This is a genomic window from Roseibium sediminis, from assembly GCF_008711325.1.
GTDB classification, from domain to species: Bacteria; Pseudomonadota; Alphaproteobacteria; order Rhizobiales; family Stappiaceae; genus Roseibium; species Roseibium sediminis.
Window position 1 is genome coordinate 238,018 of sequence record NZ_VXDB01000001.1, and the last position, 19,325, is coordinate 257,342.

Annotated in this window: 23 protein-coding genes and 1 other RNA gene; 7 read left to right on the forward strand and 17 right to left on the reverse strand. The window is 57.9% G+C overall.

The window, feature by feature from the left end; genetic code table 11:
- Positions 1-28 precede the first annotated feature (28 nt).
- The 10 genes from pal to ruvC all read right to left on the reverse strand — a co-directional run bounded on the left by pal (position 29) and on the right by ruvC (position 7,356).
- Positions 29-526, reverse strand: a complete 498-nt coding sequence (gene pal, locus F0155_RS01030; RefSeq protein WP_150522614.1) for a peptidoglycan-associated lipoprotein Pal — start codon at positions 524-526, stop codon at positions 29-31.
- Positions 527-665: 139 nt separating this feature from the next.
- Complete coding sequence (gene tolB / locus F0155_RS01035) at positions 666-2,015, reverse strand: Tol-Pal system beta propeller repeat protein TolB (RefSeq protein ID WP_208999066.1); 1,350 nt, start codon at positions 2,013-2,015, stop codon at positions 666-668.
- 31 nt (positions 2,016-2,046) lie between these two features.
- Positions 2,047-2,985 carry an energy transducer TonB gene (locus F0155_RS01040; RefSeq protein ID WP_150522616.1) on the reverse strand — a complete coding sequence of 313 codons (939 nt, stop codon included), beginning with the start codon at positions 2,983-2,985 and terminating at the stop codon, positions 2,047-2,049.
- A gap of 6 nt (positions 2,986-2,991) precedes the next feature.
- Entirely contained in the window at positions 2,992-3,444 is a 453-nt protein-coding gene (tolR, locus tag F0155_RS01045; RefSeq protein WP_150522617.1) for a protein TolR, read from the reverse strand.
- Positions 3,445-3,447: 3 nt separating this feature from the next.
- The gene (gene tolQ / locus F0155_RS01050) at positions 3,448-4,155 is read right to left on the reverse strand and encodes a protein TolQ (protein ID WP_150522618.1); all 708 of its coding nucleotides are present in this window, start codon (positions 4,153-4,155) and stop codon (positions 3,448-3,450) included.
- Between the two features lie 230 nt (positions 4,156-4,385).
- On the reverse strand, positions 4,386-4,859 hold the full coding sequence (locus tag F0155_RS01055; RefSeq protein WP_150522619.1) for a YbgC/FadM family acyl-CoA thioesterase: 474 nt from the start codon (positions 4,857-4,859) through the stop codon (positions 4,386-4,388).
- 92 nt (positions 4,860-4,951) lie between these two features.
- Positions 4,952-5,995 (reverse strand): Holliday junction branch migration DNA helicase RuvB, encoded by a 1,044-nt coding sequence (gene ruvB / locus F0155_RS01060; RefSeq protein ID WP_150522620.1) that lies wholly within the window; start codon positions 5,993-5,995, stop codon positions 4,952-4,954.
- Positions 5,985-6,230 (reverse strand): endonuclease, encoded by a 246-nt coding sequence (locus F0155_RS01065; protein ID WP_150522621.1) that lies wholly within the window; start codon positions 6,228-6,230, stop codon positions 5,985-5,987. The genes ruvB and F0155_RS01065 overlap by 11 nt, the downstream gene beginning before the upstream one ends.
- A complete protein-coding gene (gene ruvA, locus F0155_RS01070) occupies positions 6,227-6,844 on the reverse strand; it encodes a Holliday junction branch migration protein RuvA (RefSeq protein WP_150522622.1) in 618 nt (205 codons plus the stop codon). The genes F0155_RS01065 and ruvA overlap by 4 nt, the downstream gene beginning before the upstream one ends.
- Positions 6,841-7,356 carry a crossover junction endodeoxyribonuclease RuvC gene (ruvC, locus tag F0155_RS01075; protein ID WP_150522623.1) on the reverse strand — a complete coding sequence of 172 codons (516 nt, stop codon included), beginning with the start codon at positions 7,354-7,356 and terminating at the stop codon, positions 6,841-6,843. Before ruvC ends, ruvA begins: the two co-directional genes overlap by 4 nt.
- A gap of 91 nt (positions 7,357-7,447) precedes the next feature.
- On the opposite strand from ruvC, the gene F0155_RS01080 reads away from it, so the two are divergent.
- Positions 7,448-8,209 (forward strand): sulfite exporter TauE/SafE family protein, encoded by a 762-nt coding sequence (locus F0155_RS01080; RefSeq protein ID WP_150522624.1) that lies wholly within the window; start codon positions 7,448-7,450, stop codon positions 8,207-8,209.
- Here F0155_RS01080 and F0155_RS01085 read toward each other — a convergent pair.
- From F0155_RS01085 to F0155_RS01115, 7 genes are all read right to left on the reverse strand, one after another.
- Complete coding sequence (locus F0155_RS01085; protein ID WP_150522625.1) at positions 8,206-8,511, reverse strand: MazG-like family protein; 306 nt, start codon at positions 8,509-8,511, stop codon at positions 8,206-8,208. The genes F0155_RS01080 and F0155_RS01085 overlap by 4 nt on opposite strands.
- Before the next feature lie 66 nt (positions 8,512-8,577).
- Positions 8,578-9,324, reverse strand: coding sequence for a YebC/PmpR family DNA-binding transcriptional regulator (locus F0155_RS01090; RefSeq protein WP_150522626.1), 747 nt, complete (start codon positions 9,322-9,324; stop codon positions 8,578-8,580).
- Between the two features lie 117 nt (positions 9,325-9,441).
- On the reverse strand, positions 9,442-10,269 hold the full coding sequence (locus tag F0155_RS01095) for a TIGR00282 family metallophosphoesterase (protein WP_150522627.1): 828 nt from the start codon (positions 10,267-10,269) through the stop codon (positions 9,442-9,444).
- Positions 10,270-10,275: 6 nt separating this feature from the next.
- Complete coding sequence (locus tag F0155_RS01100) at positions 10,276-10,860, reverse strand: 5-formyltetrahydrofolate cyclo-ligase (protein ID WP_150522628.1); 585 nt, start codon at positions 10,858-10,860, stop codon at positions 10,276-10,278.
- Between the two features lie 49 nt (positions 10,861-10,909).
- Positions 10,910-11,065: non-coding RNA, 6S RNA (gene ssrS / locus F0155_RS01105), on the reverse strand.
- Positions 11,066-11,158: 93 nt separating this feature from the next.
- Positions 11,159-11,530: a cell division protein ZapA gene (locus tag F0155_RS01110; RefSeq protein WP_150522629.1), complete on the reverse strand. Its 372-nt coding sequence runs from the start codon at positions 11,528-11,530 to the stop codon at positions 11,159-11,161.
- A gap of 6 nt (positions 11,531-11,536) precedes the next feature.
- On the reverse strand, positions 11,537-11,881 hold the full coding sequence (locus tag F0155_RS01115; protein WP_150522630.1) for a DUF4164 domain-containing protein: 345 nt from the start codon (positions 11,879-11,881) through the stop codon (positions 11,537-11,539).
- A gap of 365 nt (positions 11,882-12,246) precedes the next feature.
- Between F0155_RS01115 and tkt the strand changes: the two genes are divergently transcribed.
- The 6 genes from tkt to fba all read left to right on the forward strand — a co-directional run bounded on the left by tkt (position 12,247) and on the right by fba (position 19,224).
- A complete protein-coding gene (gene tkt, locus F0155_RS01120; RefSeq protein ID WP_150522631.1) occupies positions 12,247-14,235 on the forward strand; it encodes a transketolase in 1,989 nt (662 codons plus the stop codon).
- A gap of 110 nt (positions 14,236-14,345) precedes the next feature.
- Positions 14,346-15,356, forward strand: coding sequence for a type I glyceraldehyde-3-phosphate dehydrogenase (gene gap / locus F0155_RS01125; RefSeq protein WP_150522632.1), 1,011 nt, complete (start codon positions 14,346-14,348; stop codon positions 15,354-15,356).
- Positions 15,357-15,443: 87 nt separating this feature from the next.
- Positions 15,444-16,067, forward strand: a complete 624-nt coding sequence (locus tag F0155_RS01130; RefSeq protein WP_150522633.1) for a LysE family transporter — start codon at positions 15,444-15,446, stop codon at positions 16,065-16,067.
- A 22-nt stretch (positions 16,068-16,089) separates the two neighbouring features.
- Entirely contained in the window at positions 16,090-17,283 is a 1,194-nt protein-coding gene (locus F0155_RS01135) for a phosphoglycerate kinase (RefSeq protein WP_150522634.1), read from the forward strand.
- Between the two features lie 268 nt (positions 17,284-17,551).
- Positions 17,552-17,914: a DM13 domain-containing protein gene (locus tag F0155_RS01140; protein WP_208999067.1), complete on the forward strand. Its 363-nt coding sequence runs from the start codon at positions 17,552-17,554 to the stop codon at positions 17,912-17,914.
- Positions 17,915-18,156: 242 nt separating this feature from the next.
- The gene (gene fba, locus F0155_RS01145; protein WP_150522636.1) at positions 18,157-19,224 is read left to right on the forward strand and encodes a class II fructose-bisphosphate aldolase; all 1,068 of its coding nucleotides are present in this window, start codon (positions 18,157-18,159) and stop codon (positions 19,222-19,224) included.
- Positions 19,225-19,325: the final 101 nt, after the last annotated feature.

The window sequence follows — 19,325 nt, forward strand, 5'->3', positions numbered from 1 at the left end:
AGGTTCGCCATCAGGCAAACCAGATCATTTAGTTGGTCGCGTTGTTCAGCACCGTCACGGCACGGCGGTTCTGCGACCAGCAGCTGTCGTCGTTACAAACAGCGACCGGACGCTCCTTGCCATAGGAAATCGTCTTGATACGGCTGGCCGATACGCCCTGCGCAACGAGGTAGTCGCGGGCAGCATTGCCACGGCGCGCACCCAGAGCAAGGTTGTACTGACGCGTGCCACGCTCATCCGCATGACCTTCAACAGTCACGGTATATTGCGAATAACGGTTCAACCACTGAACCTGCTTGTCGAGGGTCGCCCGCGCCTGGGAAGTCAGCGTCGACTGATCTTCCTCGAAATAGATACGGTCACCCACATTGACCACGAAGTCCTGCCCGGTTCCCGGGGTCACATTTCCGCCGGCGCCACCGCCAGCCAGTTCCGGCTTGGTCTGGGCACAGGCTGCCAGAACCATTACCATTGCAACGGCTGCGAACATCTTCACGCCGCGCGCCATTTCGCTCACACCCACCATATTCATCTCCTAAAGCCATCGCCCGCCCACCATGGTGAACGTTTCCTATCCAAATACAGTTAAGGCGGCGTTGGCAAACTTGGTTAACGTTTCTATTCAGTGAGAAGACCGACAGAGGCATCCCTGCCGGATCTTCAAATCAGTTGATCAGCGGTGACCAGGACGGGTCGGATCCAAAAGCCGGAGTTGAAACCCGCTGCTCATTGTAGCCGGTCAGGTCGACTGTCCAGACCTGCGGTCCACCATTGGCACCTGGAGTGTCTCGGAAGAACACAAGGACACGGCCATTGGGCGCCCATGCCGGGCCTTCATTATGGTAGCCCTCGGTCAGGATGCGCTCACCCTTGCCATCCGGCTTCATGACACCAATCATGAATCGTCCCTGATGCATTTTGGTAAAGGCAATCAGGTCTCCGCGCGGCGACCAGACGGGAGTGGAATACCGACCCGGGCCAAACGAGATCCGCTGGGCATTGCCACCATTTGCATCCATGACATACAGCTGCTGCGAGCCGCCACGGTCCGATTCAAACACGATCTTGCTTCCATCCGGCGCATAGGACGGACTGGTGTCGATAGCCGCCGTGTTGGTCAGGCGTGTCGTCTGGCGCGAGCGCAGGTCCATCTTGAAGATGTTCGCATTACCACCCTGCTGCAAGCTCATCACAACACTTTGCCCGTCAGGCGAGAAGCGCGGCGCAAAGGTCATGCCCGGGAAGTTGCCGACAATCTCCCGCTGCCCTGTTTCGATGTTCAGGAGGTAAACGCTTGGATCAGCTCCCGAATAGGACATGTAGGTGATTTCCTGGCTCGTCGGCGAGAAGCGCGGCGTCAGAACGAGGTCGTCACCCCGGGTCAGGTAGCGAACATTGGCGCCGTCCTGATCCATGATCGCCAGTTTCTTGACCCGCTTGTCCTTGGGACCGGATTCATCGATGAACACGATGCGTGTGTCGAAATAACCCTTTTCGCCCGTCAGGCGCTCATAGATGGCGTCCGAAATGATATGGGCCAAGCGGCGCCAATTTTCCGGCGTGGTGAAGAACTGCTGACCGAGCATCTGCTCCGAGGCAAAGACGTCCCAAAGGCGGAACTCGGCCCGCAGCCGACCATCGGCCTGCTTGGAGACGGTGCCGCTGACGAGAGCCTGCGCCCCGATCGTGCGCCAGTCGCCAAAGCGCGGCGTGGTGTTCACATCCATGTTCTTCTGGATGAAGCTGGCCGGGTCCAGCGGCTTGAACAATCCTGAACGCTTCAGATCCGCCGTGATGACCGCGATCATGTCGGATGCGAGCTTGGGGTCACTGCCCGAAGCTCCGAAATCCGGCAGGGCAATGGGAAGCGGCTCGATATTGCCCTGGGTAATATCGAGTTCGATCAGCGCCTTTGCCGGTAGTGATACCGAAACTGCCCCGGCGAGGGTCAGCAGCAAGAGGCAAGCGACACGAGCGGCCAACTGCAAACCGCATGAACTGACTGTTGAACGCATAGGGGCTTCGACTCCTTGGTAATGCGACATACTAACCGCCCAAAAGCTCCTTGGGATCGAAATTCAGGATGACTTCCTGCCATGCATCATACTTGGCAATGGGAAGGGAATAAGGCGCGCAGCGAATGATTGCGCGAACAGCACTGCTGGCGGCTGCTCCAAACGCCGGGTTGGAACTGGAATTGATGACTTCCGGGCTGCCCGATATCTCTCCCGACTGGGAAAGATTGAACCGGATGCGCACCTTCAAATCCTCCGCGCCAGCAGCCCCCACCGGCGGGTTCCAGCATGCTGAAACCTGCCCGCGCAAGGCGTCCAGTTCGGACTGGGTCATCTTCACGTTTTCCTGCCCCTTGCGGGACCCAAGAGACGCAGGTTCCTGCGACTGGGGGGAGCTTCCGCCCGTCGGCTCGACCTTGTTCAAAAGGGCCGTGATCTGGTTCGGATTAAAGTTCTTCTCCGGCTTCGGCTCCTGGCGCGGCGGCTTTGGCTTGGTCCGGGGGCTGACTTTCGTCACGATCGGCTGCGGCTCCTTGGGTGCCTCGGGAGCAGGTTCAACCTTAGGCGCAGGTTCGGCCTGCGGAGTTGGCTCCGGCGCCGCAGGCGGCTCTGGCTGCGGTTCCGGCGCACGCTCCGCAACGGGCTCGGGTTCTGGCGTCGGAGTTGGCTCCGGCGTTGGGGCAGGCGTTGGCGGGGTCGGCTGTTGAACCGGCTTTTCCGCAGGACGCTTTGCCGGAGACGGGACTTCTTTTTCCGGTGCCTCGCTAGGCGTCAACGCAGCAACTTCGCGAATTTCCTTGGCGTTTTTTTCGCCTTTTTGCAAACGGGTCAGCTCAGCCACCGGGACAAGGTCAACCGGCAGGGACTCCACTGATGGCGTCGGCAAAGAGTTTGCATCCGGAAAGGCGACAAGCCCCCAGAGGAAAATGGCCGTATGACCGGCCAGGGATGCAATGAGACCGACACGCATGGCGCGTTAAGAATCCCGTTCCTCGAGTGTTACCAGACCGAGTTTCTTGAACCCGGCGGCATTGATCCGGCCCATGACCTTCATCATGGTTCCGTAATCGGCGTCCTGATCGCCACGGACATAGATGCGCTGGTCGTAGCCATTGGCAGCAATCGCCTCCAGCTTCGGAACGACTTCATCGATGGCAATTTCCGTGTTCTGCAGGAAGATCTGCCCCGACGAGTTGATCGAGATCGTCAGCGGCTCGGTATCGCCCTCAAGCGCCTTCGCCCGTGTTTCCGGCAGATCAATCGGCACGCCGACGGTGAGAAGCGGTGCGGCGACCATGAAGATGATCAAAAGCACAAGCATGACGTCCACGAAAGGCGTCACGTTGATTTCGCTGATTGGCTGGTTGCGCCGACGCCGCCGCCTGCGCCCTCCGCCCGATCCGCCGCCTGATGAGACTTGCATGCCCATGACTTAGAGACTCTGATCGATCTGACGGGACAGGATGGCCGAGAATTCGTCCGCAAATCCTTCCATGCGGCCAATAGACTTGCCCACATCGGAGGAAAACTTGTTATAGGCGATAACCGCCGGGATAGCTGCGAGAAGACCAAGAGCCGTTGCAAAGAGCGCTTCCGCGATACCGGGTGCGACAACGGCAAGGTTCGTGCTTTCCGCATTCGCGATGGCCTGGAACGCGGTCATGATGCCCCACACGGTCCCGAACAGACCGATGAACGGTGCTGCAGAGCCAACCGATGCAAGAACCAGAAGCCGACTTTCAAGTCGCTCTGCCTCGCGCTGGATGGTGACATCCATAACCCGGTCGATACGTTGCTGCAGACTGGCGATTGCCGGGCGGGCGCCTTCATGGCTGCGTTTCCACTCGCGCATGGCCGCCACAAAAATTGCCGACATTCCGTGATTGGTACGGTTCTGCAGCGTTCCATACAGCTCTTCGAGCGACTGGCCAGACCAGAATACAGTTTCAAAGCGGTTCATCTGGCGTTTGGTGCGCGTATACAGAAGCGCCTTGTCGACCATGATCGCCCAGCACCAGACAGATGCCGCGACAAGGCCAAGCATGACGATCTTGACCACAATATGCGCCTGCCAGAACAGGTGGAAGAAGGACAGATCCCCTTCCGGCGCCGATAATGTCGTCTGAACAAGTTGTTCCATTGAACCTTAAGACCTCTTGGTCGAGAAAAGCCTGCGCAGTTTTCCTGATGCGCTGAAGCATTGCGGGCCCGTTGGCCCGGTTGGCCGCTTCATTGACGCCGGATTTTGGCGAAACTGGGACTTCCCGCTTCGAATTACACCGGCCATAGAGGAATCAATTATGGTTACCGCATCCTTAATGAAGCGGAGTTTTAAGATCACTTTTGATTTAGCTCGGGAAATACGCGGCGCTAGTCTTCGAAATTCTCTGAAGCAGGCGAGAGTTTTTCGAGGCACTCGATCATTTTACCAGAAAGACGTGTAGGCCGCCCTTCGCCGGTAATGACTGCAACGCTGACGGTTGCCCCGACAAGCCGCACGTCTTCCCGCCAGATTTCCTGCTCCAGCTCGATCCGGGCACCCCGATAGCCCTTCAAGGAGGTTCGAACTGTCAGAACATCATCAATCGTGGCCGGCTTCACGAAATCCAGTGTCATGTTCCGAACCGCAAAAGCCAGCGATCGGCCGTCGGGGCCACCGTCGCGCAATTGCGCGTGGTGAATGCCGATCACCCGAAGCATGTCGGAGCGACCCCGTTCAAAAAACCGGACATAAGCCCCGTGATAGACAATCCCGGTGAAGTCCGTGTCCTCATAATAGACCCGAACCGGCAGGACATGGGACCCGTTTTCAATACGACCTGCAAGATCCGGCCAGTCAGTCACGATCAGCTTCCTCGTTTGTAATTCAGTGTCCCGCCCGAACTGGCAGGTTGAACCGACCCTGTCGCATCCACTGCGCGGTCACTTTCAGCCATTCAGGTATTCGGATCGGAAAAGAGGCCGAGCTGCGGCGCATCGGGACGATCAGGAACGGCAAGCCCAAGATGGGCAAAGGCCACATTCGTCAGAACGCGACCACGCGGTGTGCGCTGCAGGAACCCGTTCTGGATCAGATACGGCTCCACGATTTCCTCAATGGCATCCCGCGGCTCGGAAAGGGCAGCTGCGATGGTTTCAATCCCGACCGGCCCCCCACCAAAATTGCGCGCAATCTGGTTGAGATACCGCCGATCCAGACTGTCCAGCCCTGCCCCGTCGACTTCCAGCTGAGAAAGAGCCCTGTCGGCCAGAGCACGATCCACTCGGTCATTGCCAGCGACAACGGCAAAGTCGCGCACCCGGCGCAAAAGCCGCCCAGCAATTCGCGGTGTACCGCGTGAGCGCTTGGCAATTTCATGCGCTCCGTCGTCGGCCATGCCAACACCGATGATCCGCGCCCCGCGCTTCACGATGTGCTCAAGCTCCGGGATCGTATAGAATTCCAGACGAACCGGAATGCCAAATCGGTCACGCAGCGGTGTGGTCAAAAGCCCGAGACGTGTTGTCGCTGCTACCAGCGTGAACTTCGCCAGATCGATCTTCACTGACCGGGCAGCTGGTCCCTCTCCGATGATCAGGTCGAGCTGGTAATCCTCCATCGCCGGATAGAGAACTTCCTCAACTGCCGGATTCAGTCGGTGAATTTCGTCGATGAACAGAACATCGCGCTCTTCCAAGTTGGTGAGGAGAGCTGCAAGGTCACCGGATTTGGCGATGACCGGGCCGGACGTGGCGCGAAAATTGACGCCAAGTTCACGGGCCATGATCTGCGCCAGCGTCGTCTTGCCAAGCCCCGGAGGGCCGACAAACAGGACGTGATCCAGCGCCTCGCCACGCGCCTTTGCCGCCTCGATGAAGATCTTGAGGTTAGCGCGCGCCTGAGCCTGACCGACAAAATCATCCAGCACTTGCGGGCGCATCGTGCTGTCGATTTCATCGCCCCGGATCTCCGGTGTCACGATCCGCGTGTCATCCGACATGGCTGACCATCCAGAACAGAAGCGCCAGCAGGAAAATGGAATAGGCGACCCGCAGAGCATAGAACTTGCGGTGAGTGTTGCGCACATAGGGATCGTCGGTCACGATCCGGCGTCCCTTTATCGAATAGTTCCGCCCTTCGACCGCAAGGGAAAACTTGTGATCAAGGAACATGATTCCGCCGAGGCCGGCGACAACAAAAAAGACTGCGATGGCAGCGTAGGTGACAGCGATCATTGCGCCAACTCCCGAAGTCCGAGACGTATCAGGGTTTCCGTTGTGGCGTCCTCGCCCGCGCTTTGCAGGGCACGTGCAACAGCAGCCGACGCCTGCGGCTGGCCATACCCCAGATTTGTCAGCGCGGAAACAGCTTCTGCGACCGGACGGGCTGCAACATTTTCAGAAACGCTCTGAGACACGGCAACCGTTGCGTCATCCACACTGGCGTAGCTCGGAGCCTTGTCCTTTAGCTCGGTAATGATGCGCTCTGCCACCCTCTTGCCGACCCCCGGTGCCCGCGAAACAGTTGCCTTGTCCGACAGGGCAATGGCATTGGCAATCTCGCTGGCTCTCAAAATCCCGAGAATGGCAAGGGCAACCTTTGCGCCCACCCCCTGGACCGTCATCAGCAGGCGGAACCATTCACGCTCCGCCTCATCACCAAAGCCATAAAGGCGAATGAGGTCTTCACGCACGATCGTCTCGATGAAAAGCACCGCTACTTCGCCCGCACGCGGCAGGCCCTGAAGAATGCGGGACGGGCAATGCACCTGATAGCCGACACCGTGAACGTCAAGGATCACATGATCTTCGCCGTAGCTGTCGATGGTTCCCTTCAGTTTCCCGATCATGCCGCGCCCCTCTTGCCGCCCAGAACGGCCGCCGCCTTGCGATGATGCGCATGACAAATGGCAATTGCCAGCGCGTCTGCCGCATCGTCACTGTTGAACACGGCCTTAGGCATCAAAACCTTCACCATGGCGCGGATCTGTTCCTTTTCTGCGTGGCCTGTGCCGACCACGGTTTTCTTCACAAGGTTCGGCGCGTATTCGGCAACCGGCAATCCGGCAAGGGACGGAACCAGAAGCGCAATCCCGCGCGCCTGACCCAGTTTCAACGTCGCGCCTGCATCCTTGTTGACGAATGTATGTTCAACAGCCGCCTCCTCGGGATTTTGATCGCTGACGATCCGCGTCAAGCCGTCATGGAGCTGAACCAGCCGTTCGGCCAAACTTATCTTGTTGTCGGATGTCACGGTGCCGGAAGCAACAAAGCTCAGGCGATTGCCAAGAACCTCGATAACGCCCCACCCGGTGCGGCGGAGTCCCGGATCAATGCCGAGTATTCGAATCGGATGCATCATAGAACAAAGCGGTAACAAAACTTCGGCGTTGACGCCACAAGAACCGGGCACTAACAAAAACTATTCCCAATCTCCTCAGGCTCAGGCCCAGATGATTGATCCATTTGTTTCCTACCCGCCTGCACTTCTGGCGGTGTTGGCCATCGTTGTATTCATAGCAGGCTGCGTCCGCGGCTTCGCGGGCTTTGGCGCGGGAATGATTTTTATGCCTGTTGCTACCAGCCTCATTCATCCAGCTGTTGCTGCAGCAGGTTTCTTGTTGTTCGACTGGCTTGTCACATTGCCGCTCGCGGTAAAAGCGATGCGCATCTGTGACTGGAGAACGGTCCTTCCTGCAGTCCTCGGCTCTGTCCTCTTTGTCCATGCCGGCGCATGGTTCCTCGGCAACACCGATATCGTCTTGTTGCGCTGGGTTATCTTCGCCATCGTCTGCAGTCTGCTGCTGCTGCTTGTTTCCGGCTGGCGATATGATGGCAAACCGCGGCCCGCCGTTTCCTTTGGGGTCGGCGCAACATCCGGCCTTCTCGGCGGTATCAGCCAGGTCTCCGCCCCGCCGGTGGCTGCGTTCTGGCTCTCCAGTTCCAGCAAACCAGGAGTGGTTCGGGCCAACCTGATCATCTTCTTTGCCCTGGCAAGCATTGGAACCTGCATTGCCTATTTCCTTCACGGGTTCTTCACCGTCAAGGTTCTGCATCTTTTGATCGTTTGCGCCCCATGCTACGCGATTGGCGTTCTCCTCGGATCACGCTTTTTCGGAAAGGCGGACGGCAAACTCTATCGCTGGGTCGCCTATGCCCTGATCGGCCTTGCCGCGATCAGCAGCATGCCACTCCTTGATGCTTATCTACGCTAGGCTGCATTGCCAGCCAGCACCTTGCTCCACTTGGCGGCTTTCTCGGCAAATAGCCGCTTCAGCTCCGCGTTGAACTGTTCTTCATCTGCACAGGTTTGAGCCAGAACGCTCAAGGCAACGATGGCTGCATCCGCAGCCTCCTCTCGCACATCCTCCAGCCCCAATTCCTTGTAGGCGCTTCCCGGAGCCTTCGTTGCAGACAAGACCGCCTGCGCCAACTCGCCGGCCTCTTCGCAAAGCTTCAACGCACGTTCCTGCAAGGTCTTGGGATCCTGAAGGGTCAGATCAAAAATGCGGTCCATCAAACTCTCTTCCCATAAACAAAAAACCCCGGCAAAGCCGGGGTTCAATTGATTGACAGGCGCCCCTTATGAGGCGAGGGATGCCATTGTCTCTTCATCCACATCGAAATTCGAATAGACGTTTTGAACGTCATCATCGTCTTCAAGAAGATCAATCAGCTTCATCAGCGTCTGCGCCTTTTCCGCATTCACCGGCGTCAGGTTCTGCGGCTTCCATATGATCTTGGTGGACTCGGCTTCGCCAAGGGTTGCTTCAAGCGCCTTGCCGACCTCGTTCAGATCCTCAAAGGAGGTGTAGATAACATGGCCGTTTTCGTCAGAAACAACGTCATCAGCTCCAGCCTCGATAGCAGCTTCAAGAACTGCATCGGCTTCACCGGCATCTACGCCGTAGGTGATTTCGCCGACGCGGTCGAACATGAAGGACACAGAGCCGGTTTCGCCCAGAGACCCGCCACATTTCGTGAAATAGGAACGGATGTTGGATGCGGAACGGTTGCGGTTGTCCGTTAGAGCCTCGACAACGATGGCAATGCCTGCCGGGCCGTAGCCTTCGTAGCGGATTTCCTCGTAGGTCTCGGCATCGCCAGCCTGAGACTTGTTGATGGCGCGCTGAATGTTGTCCTTGGGCATGGACTGAGCCTTGGCGTTCTGAACGGCAAGGCGAAGACGCGGATTTGAATCCGGATCCGGGTCACCCATTTTTGCAGCGACGGTGATTTCCTTCGACAGCTTGGAAAACACCTTCGACCGCGCCGCGTCCTGACGGCCCTTGCGGTGCATGATGTTCTTGAATTTTGAATGTCCTGCCATGGGATTTCTCGAGTTTTTCTGCTGAACGCTGAGGTTCGGTCTCTAAATGTGCGACGCTTATAGGCAAATTGCCGTGGAAAATCCAGCGTCAGCGGGAAAGTTCAACTCAGGAATTGATCAGTCGGCTAGCCAGAAGGAAGGCAGCACCGGCTCCAGCCGTCCGCCTATGCGAACTGGAGCGATCGCCGTGGCAAGTCCGGTCCGGTCATCGGTTTCAACAGCCACACCACAAACCGTTGCATCGCCCAGCGCCGGGGTGAACCTTCCTCCCGGTATCTTGCGCTGAAACCGGTTCACCGGCTCTTCCTTGTCCATGCCCAGCACGCTGTCATAGTCGCCGCACATGCCTGCATCTGACATATAGGCCGTCCCACCGGACAGGATCTGGTGATCGGCAGTCGGCACATGGGTATGTGTGCCAACAACGAGACTCACCCGCCCGTCCAGAAAATGGCCCATGGCCTGCTTTTCGCTGGTTGCCTCGGCATGCATGTCGACAATGATGGCATCGGCGACCTGTCCAAGCGGGCAATCATCCACCACCCGGTCAATTGCCGCAAAGGGATCATCCAGCGCATCCATGTAGACGCGGCCCATGACATTGGCGACCATCACTTGCGCCCCGTTGCGGGCGGTAAACAAATGGGCGCCGCGCCCCGGCGTGCCTTTTGGAAAATTCACCGGACGCAACAGCCGATCCTGTCGCTCGATATAAACAAGCGTGTCCCGCTGGTCCCAGACGTGATTGCCGGTGGTGACGACATCCGCCCCCGCATCCAGCACATCCTGCAAAATTGTCTCGGTGATCCCGAAGCCGGAGGCCGCGTTTTCGCCATTGACCACGACAAAGTCGAGCTGGTGATCCTCGACCAGGTTGGGAAGCAGTTCAATTGCCGCAGTTCGGCCCGCGCGTCCGACAAGGTCTCCGAGAAACAGGAGTTTCATGCATCCTCACTTGGGAAAGCGTCTGAACCCGCTTTCCGTCAAAATTCCATCCATCGGCTTGTCATGAGCCTCTGCCGGCACCTCTTCCACCGCTTGGACATCAAATGCAAGACCTATGAGCGCCAGAGGACCCGTCCCTTCAAGGGCGGCGATCGCCGTGTCGTAGTGCCCTTTCCCATATCCGATGCGGTTTCCTGCCCCGTCAAAGGCCGATAGCGGCATCAACAGAACATCGGGGCGGATTTCCGGGGCTTGCGGGCCAGGAGCCATTGTTCCGAACCCGGCGGGCTCAAAATCCGTCTCCGTTCCGAATTCCCGAAAAAGAAGATGTGGCTTTGCAACGACAGGCAGACAAAGCCTGTGTCCAAGTTCACGGAGGCGATGCAATAGCGGTCGGGGATCAAGTTCGTCGCGGATAGGCCAATAGCCCGCGACGACGGCACCAAGGGGCAAGTTCAGCAATTCTGCTTGGGTAACGAGGCTCAACGATGCCTCAATGCGGTCAATAGGAGAGATGGCTCCGCGCCGCGACAATGCTTCCTTGCGAAGGGCAGCTTTTTGCGCCGCCTTGTCGGTAGTCACTGCGCTCATGTCTGGTCGCTCCGGCATGCCCCGAAACACGGCATGTCCGGGAAGGATCAGCGTAGCCGCATGACCGTGGGAAAGTGCAATCCCGGGAAACCTACAGTGTAGGTGGGCGCCGTATGCAACAGACCACGGTCCAGAGCAGGGACAGCTCCCTCAGGAATGCGTAAGGCCCCGGGGATAAAGTTCCTCACGTGTCACGCAGCCACAGCAACAGCATATAGACACGATGGAAGCCAAAAACCAGTCCCTCACGAAGACGTGGTCCAACCGGGTTTGATCAGCCATTCATTGCAGGCCGGACTTACTGTGGCTTAAGGGTCCGGCTGAGATGTTCGGAAAGGATTTCCAGCCTTGCCGCCGTTCGGTCGATGACCTCGGCAACTTCGCTTTCAGTCCGCATTTTGGAAACGGCGGCCTGTGATTGGGCTTCCCTTACCCGTTTCAGTTCGATTTCAAGCTCTGCATTCTTGCGCTCGAGCTCAGCAAGCTGATCTGTTGCCATGATACCCGCCATGACTGTCAGGCGTTGATCGCCAATCTCGCCAAAGGCATCGCGTAGTTCCGTAATCAATCCATCAAACCGGTTGGCCAGACCCAGCAGGCGGTCTTCCTCCCCGTCGTCGCAAGCCATCCGGAACGCCTTGCCATTGATTGTTACGGTGATTTGCGCCATGCGCGATCAGCTCCCGCGTTCTTCCAGTACGAAGCGGATCGATTCCATTGCCGAAACAAGCCGACGGGACACGTCCCGGTTCGCATCTTCCAGCCTCGCCGCCTTGGCTTCCGCCTTGTCCAGGGTAGAAGCAAGCTGCGAGCGATCCTCGCTAAGTCGTTGAATGTCTTCCTTGAGACCGCTCACCGACCGATCAACTTCCACGCGATGTTGCACCACGCCTTCCAGAGTGCCAAGTGCGCGTTCAAGCCGCTGAAGGGCACCATCCAGTGTGACCACACCTTCATGCTCGCTCTCTGCCAAACTCAACGCCACTTCCTCACGTCGTTCTTGTGCCGCACGCGCTACCATAAAAACACCTCTGGCAGCATTCTGCCCCCCCACACTCAATGATTGCCATAAACTCCACTGACATGCGAAGTCTTTCTGCCAAACTTTTGAAGATTTGGGCGAAGCAATACATTTCGTAAGGTTAAAACAGTAGGCGCCGACCAAAACCTCCGTCAATGCCACATCGTAAGAATCCTCAATTGATCACGTCTCAACGTGTCATTCGACACCTGTGTTTATTGACTCAAGGAATGTTCCTGATATTTGTCGGGCGCTTTTCCGAGCACGCGCCCACCTCCCCGTAGCTCAGGGGCATAGGACCCGCTAAACCGGGGCGCCAACAAGACGACATGACCCGGCTGATCGCCACAACCGATGGGATTATGATGACCGACCTTGAAAAACACCAGCGCATGGCAAATGCGATCCGCTTTCTTGCCATCGATGCAGTGGAGCAAGCCAATTCCGGTCACCCAGGCCTGCCTATGGGCGCAGCCGACATTGCGACCGTCCTCTTCACACAATTCCTGAAATTCGACCCGACTGCACCGGACTGGGCGGACCGCGACCGTTTCATCCTGTCCGCCGGTCACGGCTCGATGCTGCTTTACAGCCTTCTTTATCTTCTGGGCTACGAAGACTTCACGCTCGACCAGGTCAAGAATTTCCGTCAGATCGGTGCGCTCACTGCGGGCCATCCGGAATTCGGCCATGGCGCAGGCATTGAAACCACGACAGGCCCGCTCGGTCAGGGTCTGGCAAACGGTGTCGGCATGGCGATCGCCGAGCGCCTGATGGAAACCCAATTCGGCCAGGATCTGGTGAACCACTTCACTTATGTTCTGGCAGGCGATGGCTGTCTCATGGAAGGCATCAGCCAGGAAGCCCTTTCGCTGGCCGGTCATCTGAAGCTGAACAAGCTGATCGTGATCTGGGACGACAACGGCATTTCCATTGATGGCAAGGTCAGCATCACCGATTCCACCGACCAGGTTGCCCGCTTTGCGGCTTCCGGCTGGAACACCATCAGCATTGACGGTCACGATCCGCAGGCCATTGCAGCTGCAATTCGTCAGGCTCAGGCCAGCGACCGCCCGACCCTGATCGCCGCCAAAACCACCATCGGCTTCGGCGCTCCGAACAAGGCAGGCACCTCTGGCGTGCACGGCTCTCCGCTTGGCGCAACCGAAATCGCGGGCACCCGCGAAGCGTTGAACTGGTCGCACAAGCCCTTTGAGGTTCCGAGCGAAATTCTGGATGCATGGCGCATCGCCGGTCTTCGCTCTGCCCACGCCCACAAGGAATGGGAAAAGCGGTTCGCGGAAAAGGACGCGGAAGTCCGCGTCGAGTTCGAACGCCGTCAGCGTGGTGATCTGCCAGGTGGCCTCACCGATGCGCTTCTCGCCTACAAGAAGAAACTCGCCGAAGACAAGCCGAACATGGCGACCCGCAAGGCGTCGGAAGCCGTACTGGGTGTCATCAACGAGGTGGTTCCGGAAACCATCGGCGGCTCTGCCGACCTGACCGGATCCAACAACACCAAAACTGCCCAGACCAAGCCGGTGACACCGGACGATTTCTCTGGCCGTTACATCCACTGGGGAATTCGCGAACACGGCATGGCAGCCGCGATGAACGGCATGGCGCTTCACGGCGGTTTGGTTCCCTATTCCGGCGGCTTCCTTGTCTTTTCCGACTACTGCCGTCCGTCCCTGCGTCTTGCTGCCCTGATGAACCAGCGTGTCATCCACGTGATGACGCATGATTCCATCGGCCTTGGCGAAGACGGCCCGACGCACCAGCCGGTCGAACACTATGCCGCCCTTCGCGCCATTCCGAACCTTTACTTCTTCCGTCCTGCAGACATTACCGAGACCCTCGAGTGCTGGCAGCTTGCTCTGGAAAACCAGTCCGCTCCGTCCGTGCTTGCGCTGACCCGCCAGAATCTTCCCGCACAGCGTACCGAGTTCGAGGAAAAGAACCTCTGCGCCCGCGGCGCTTATGTTCTGGTCGATAGCGAAGAGACCCCGCAAGTCACGCTGTTTGCGTCCGGTTCGGAAGTGGAAATCGCTGTTGAGGCACAGGCACAGCTGGCCGAGGAAGGCATTGCTGCCCGTGTTATTTCCGTACCTTGCTTCGAACTGTTCGAGGAACAGTCCGACGATTACAAGGAGGCCATCCTTGGCGAGGCTCCGGTCAAGATCGCGATCGAAGCCGGGATTCGCATGGGTTGGGACCGCTTCATCGGCTCGAACGGCACCTTCGTCGGCATGTCTGGATTTGGCGCATCCGGTCCCTACAAGGAGCTGTACAAGCACTTTGGAATCACCACGGAAGCCGTAGTCGAGGCTGCCAAGGCCAAATTGGCTAAGTGATTTCACCAAGAGGAATTGTCTTGAGACTTGTGACGCGGCCGCCTATTCCGGTTCAGGTCAGGTTTTCAGCATGAGCGGGGCAGCGCCACGCTCCATTTTGGGAGTAGAGAATGGTAACCAAGGTTGCAATCAACGGGTTTGGCCGCATTGGCCGGAATGTCCTCCGTGCAATTGTTGAATCCGGTCGCACCGATATCGAAGTAGTGGCGATCAACGACCTCGGTCCGGTTGAAACCAATGCACATCTCCTGCGCTACGACTCTGTACACGGACGGTTTCCGTCGGATGTGGTTGTAAACGGCGACACCATCTCCGTAGGTGGCGGCAACCCGATCAAGGTCACCGCTATCCGCGACCCGAAGGACCTTCCCTGGGGCGAACTCGGTGTTGATGTCGCAATGGAGTGCACGGGCATCTTTACAGCACGCGACAAGGCCGCCCTCCATCTGGAGAATGGCTCAAAGCGCGTTCTGGTCTCGGCCCCGGCCGCAGGCGCTGACAAGACCATCGTGTTTGGTGTGAACCATGACGCCCTGACCAAGGACGACCTCGTCGTCTCGAATGCGTCCTGCACCACCAACTGCCTGTCCCCGGTTGCCTATGTTCTCAATGAGACCGTCGGCATCGAAAAGGGCTTCATGACCACGATCCACTCCTACACCGGTGATCAGCCGACCCTGGACACGATGCACAAGGACCTCTACCGGGCCCGCGCCGCTGCAATGTCCATGATCCCGACCTCCACCGGCGCCGCAAAGGCAGTGGGTCTGGTTCTTCCTGAGCTGAATGGCAAGCTGGACGGCGTCGCAATCCGCGTCCCGACCCCGAATGTCTCTGTTGTCGACCTCAACTTCATCGCCAAGCGCGAAACATCCGTTGAGGAAATCAACGCAGCCATCAAGGAAGCAGCCAACGGCAAGCTCAAGGGCATCCTTGGCTATACCGAAGAGCCGCTGGTCTCCATGGACTTCAACCATGACCCGCACTCCTCGGTCTTCCACATGGACCAGACCAAGGTCATGGATGGCACCTTTGTGCGTATCCTGACCTGGTACGACAACGAGTGGGGCTTCTCCAACCGCATGTCCGACACAGCCGTCGCCATGGCTAAGCTGATCTGATCATGGTGATCAGACAGACAGTTTGATTGAGGGGGCGGATGTGCAAGGCGCATGTCCGCCCTTTTTATTTCGAATAATGAGACAAGAATGATTGAACTTCTGACTGTGATATCGCTGACCGTTGTCGTGGCCATTGTTCCGGGCCCGGACTTCGCGGTTGTTCTCCGCAATGCGCTTGTCGGTGGCCGCATGGCCGGCATCATGACCGCGCTCGGCATTGCCCTTGCCCTCGGCGTCCACGTTTCCTACGCGCTCGCCGGCATCGGGCTGATTGTTTCCCAATCGATTTTCCTCTTCAACGCCCTCAAGCTTATCGGCGCCGCCTACCTGATCTTCCTAGGTGTCACCATGTTCCGCTCAGCCTCTTCTGAGCCGCCGAAAAGCAGCGAGAACACCACCATGAGCCCGCTGAAGGCCCTTCGTTGGGGCTTCTTCACCAATGTGACCAATCCGAAGGCAACCATGTTTGCCATGAGTGTGTTCTTGCAGGTCACTTCACCGACGACCCCACTCTGGACCAAAATCGGCTATGGCGGGATCATGGCATCCGGCGTCTTCCTCTGGTTTGTTCTGGTAACGCTGTTCTTCACATTGCCCAGTGTTCGGCAGGCTTTCATGCGCGCCAAACTCTGGATGGAGCGTTCCTTCGGTGTCCTCCTGACATTGTTCGGAATTGGCATTGCCATTACCACCAACTCCTCACGGCCATAACCCAACCTGTTGAGTTTCAAACATGACCTTCAAGACCCTTGATGACCTCACCGACCTCTCCGGCAAACGCGTTCTGGTACGAGTCGACCTGAATGTTCCGATGGACGGGGACAAAGTGACCGACACCACCCGCATCGAGCGGGTTCTGCCGACAATCCGGGAACTGTCCGACAAGGGCGCGAAAGTCATCCTGCTTGCTCACTTCGGCCGGCCGAAGGGAGAGCGGGTTGCAGAGATGTCTCTGGCTCCGGTTGCTCCCGCGGTCGCCACCCTTTTGGGCAAGCCTGTCGCCTTCGCACAAGATTGCATCGGTGCGGTTGCGGAAGAGGCGATTGCAGCGCTGGAAAATGGCGGCGTGCTCCTGCTGGAGAACACCCGCTATCACAAGGGCGAGGAAAAGAACGATCCGGACTTCGCCAAGGCGCTCGCCGCGAACGGCGATGTCTATGTCAACGACGCCTTCTCCGCGGCTCACCGCGCCCACGGCTCCACCGAGGGCATCGCTCGGCTCCTGCCGTCCTTTGCCGGTCGCACCATGCAGGCAGAACTGGAAGCTCTGGGATCCGCCCTTGGCGAGCCCCAGCGCCCGGTGCTGGCCGTGGTTGGCGGCGCAAAGGTCTCGTCCAAGATCGATCTTCTGGAAAACCTTGTCACCAAGGTCGATCTGCTGGTGATCGGTGGCGGCATGGCCAACACCTTCCTCGCCGCAAAAGGCGTCAATGTCGGGAAATCGCTTTGCGAGCATGATCTTGCCGATACAGCCCGGACCATCATGGCAGCCGCGGAAAAGGCCGGCTGCGAGATCGTCCTGCCGACAGACGCTGTTGTAGCTCGCGAATTCAAGGCAGGTGCGGCCAACGAAACTGTTGCGATTGATGCCATCCCCGAGGACGCAATGATGCTCGATGTGGGAGTTGATTCCGTCGACAACGTCCGCAAGAAGATCGACACGGCAGCCACCCTCGTCTGGAACGGACCACTCGGCGCTTTCGAGATCGAACCGTTTGATACAGCGACAGTGGCAGCAGCCCAGCACGCTGCAGAGCGCACCAAGGCCGGAAAGCTGAATTCCGTCGCCGGTGGAGGCGATACAGTCGCCGCACTCAATCACGCCGATGCCGCGGACAGCTTCTCCTATGTATCGACGGCGGGCGGGGCCTTTCTGGAATGGCTGGAAGGCAAGGAGCTACCGGGAGTGAAGGCTCTGGAGGGCTAGACTGCCGGTCCCTCAACCAACTTTCGGAAAGGGCTCGCCAGCGGCGAGCCCTTTTACTTTTTGATGCAAGTTGCCGTAACTGCTTGCATATTTTCCGTAAAAGATCGATAAGAGCCGAGACTTCCCATGCGTAAATATGGCTTGTAAAAAGATGAAAAGATTTCTCCTGATCGCAATTCCCTGCTTCCTTGCGGGAGCCGTATTTGGCGCAGCGTTTTGGTATCTGGCTTCCCCACTGTGGATTGATCGCACCGTTTCGGAGAATCTCGTGACTGTTTCTTCTTCCCAGATCCTGGCCACCGGCACCTTCAAGGATGCGGACTTCGCCCACAAGGGCTCGGGCAAGGCCACTCTCGTGCAACTGGACAACGGCACCGAACTCCAGTTGTCCGAATTCAAGGTCACCAACGGACCGGACCTCAAGGTCTGGCTGTCAAACCACGAGAACCCGACTTCCGCTTCCGATGTGATCAATGGGGAGTGGCTGTCCCTCGGTCCGCTCAAGGGAAATATCGGCGACCAGCGGTATTCGATCCCGGCAGACGCCGATCTTTCGAAATTCAAGTCCGTGGTCATTTGGTGCGAACAGTTCGGTGTGCTGTTTTCACCAGCAGCGCTCTCATCCAATTGAGTCCGCGCAAGACCAATTGAAAGAACAGCTCGAAAAAACCGTCATTTTCCCGGCACAAGTGCCGGGAAAACCATGCCTGGGCCGAATTTCTTTTCACCGTCATCAATTTAATTGATTTAGGTCCTTGCCGCCCATCTTCCCAATTTCGGATGGTTTGGTAGAAACACCGCATCGACAAGCCACGTTCTACTGGCGCGAGGTCAACCCGCTCCGCGCCGGTCATGGCAAAACGGGAGATTTTGATGGCTCGGATTACGCTTCGCCAATTGCTCGACCACGCTGCAGAGCAAGACTATGGTGTGCCAGCATTCAACATCAACAATATGGAACAGGCGCTTGCCATCATGGCAGCAGCCGACCAGACGAATTCGCCGGTCATCATTCAGGCATCCCGCGGAGCACGTTCCTACGCCCATGACGTGATGCTGAAGCACATGATGGACGCTGTCACCGAAATCTACCCGCATATTCCCGTCTGCGTGCATCTGGACCACGGCAACGAACCGTCCACCTGCATGACCGCCATTCAGGCAGGTTTTACATCCGTCATGATGGACGGCTCGCTGGAAGCAGACGGCAAGACACCGGCTGGCTGGGACTACAATGTAGGCGTCACCAAGACCGTGACCGATATGGCCCATCTCGGCGGCATTTCCGTTGAGGGCGAACTCGGTGTTCTCGGTTCACTCGAAACCGGCATGGGCGACAAGGAAGACGGTCACGGCGCAGAAGGCAAACTGAGTGAAGACCAGCTGCTGACCAATCCGGACGAGGCGGTCAAATTCGTTCAGGAAACCAAGGTCGATGCGCTTGCCATCGCCATGGGCACCAGCCACGGCGCCTACAAATTCACCCGCAAGCCGGACGGCGACATCCTCGCCATGCATGTGATCGAGGAAATTCACCGCCGCCTGCCCGACACGCATCTTGTCATGCACGGATCCTCATCAGTTCCGCAGGATCTGCAGGACATCATCAACCAGTATGGTGGCCAGATGCCCCAAACCTGGGGTGTGCCGATCGAGGAAATCCAGCGTGGCATCAAGAACGGCGTTCGCAAGATCAACATCGACACGGACAACCGCATGGCGATGACCGGCCAGATCCGCAAGATCCTGTCCGAGAACCCCGGCGAGTTCGATCCGCGCAAATACCTCAAGCCTGCCCGCGACGCGATGCAAAAACTCTGCGTCCAACGTTTCGAGGCTTTCAACACCGCCGGACAGGCCGCAAAAATCAGCCGGATAGCGACGCTGGCCGAAATGGCAGCCCGCTACAAGGACGGAAGCCTCGACCCAAAGGTCAGCTAATCTCCGGCTGGTTGCAAAATTTAATTTCACAGAGGGGCCTTGCGCCCCTCTTTTGCTATGATTAGAGGCTAAAGGCACGTTCGACCCGCTATTGCAGCCAA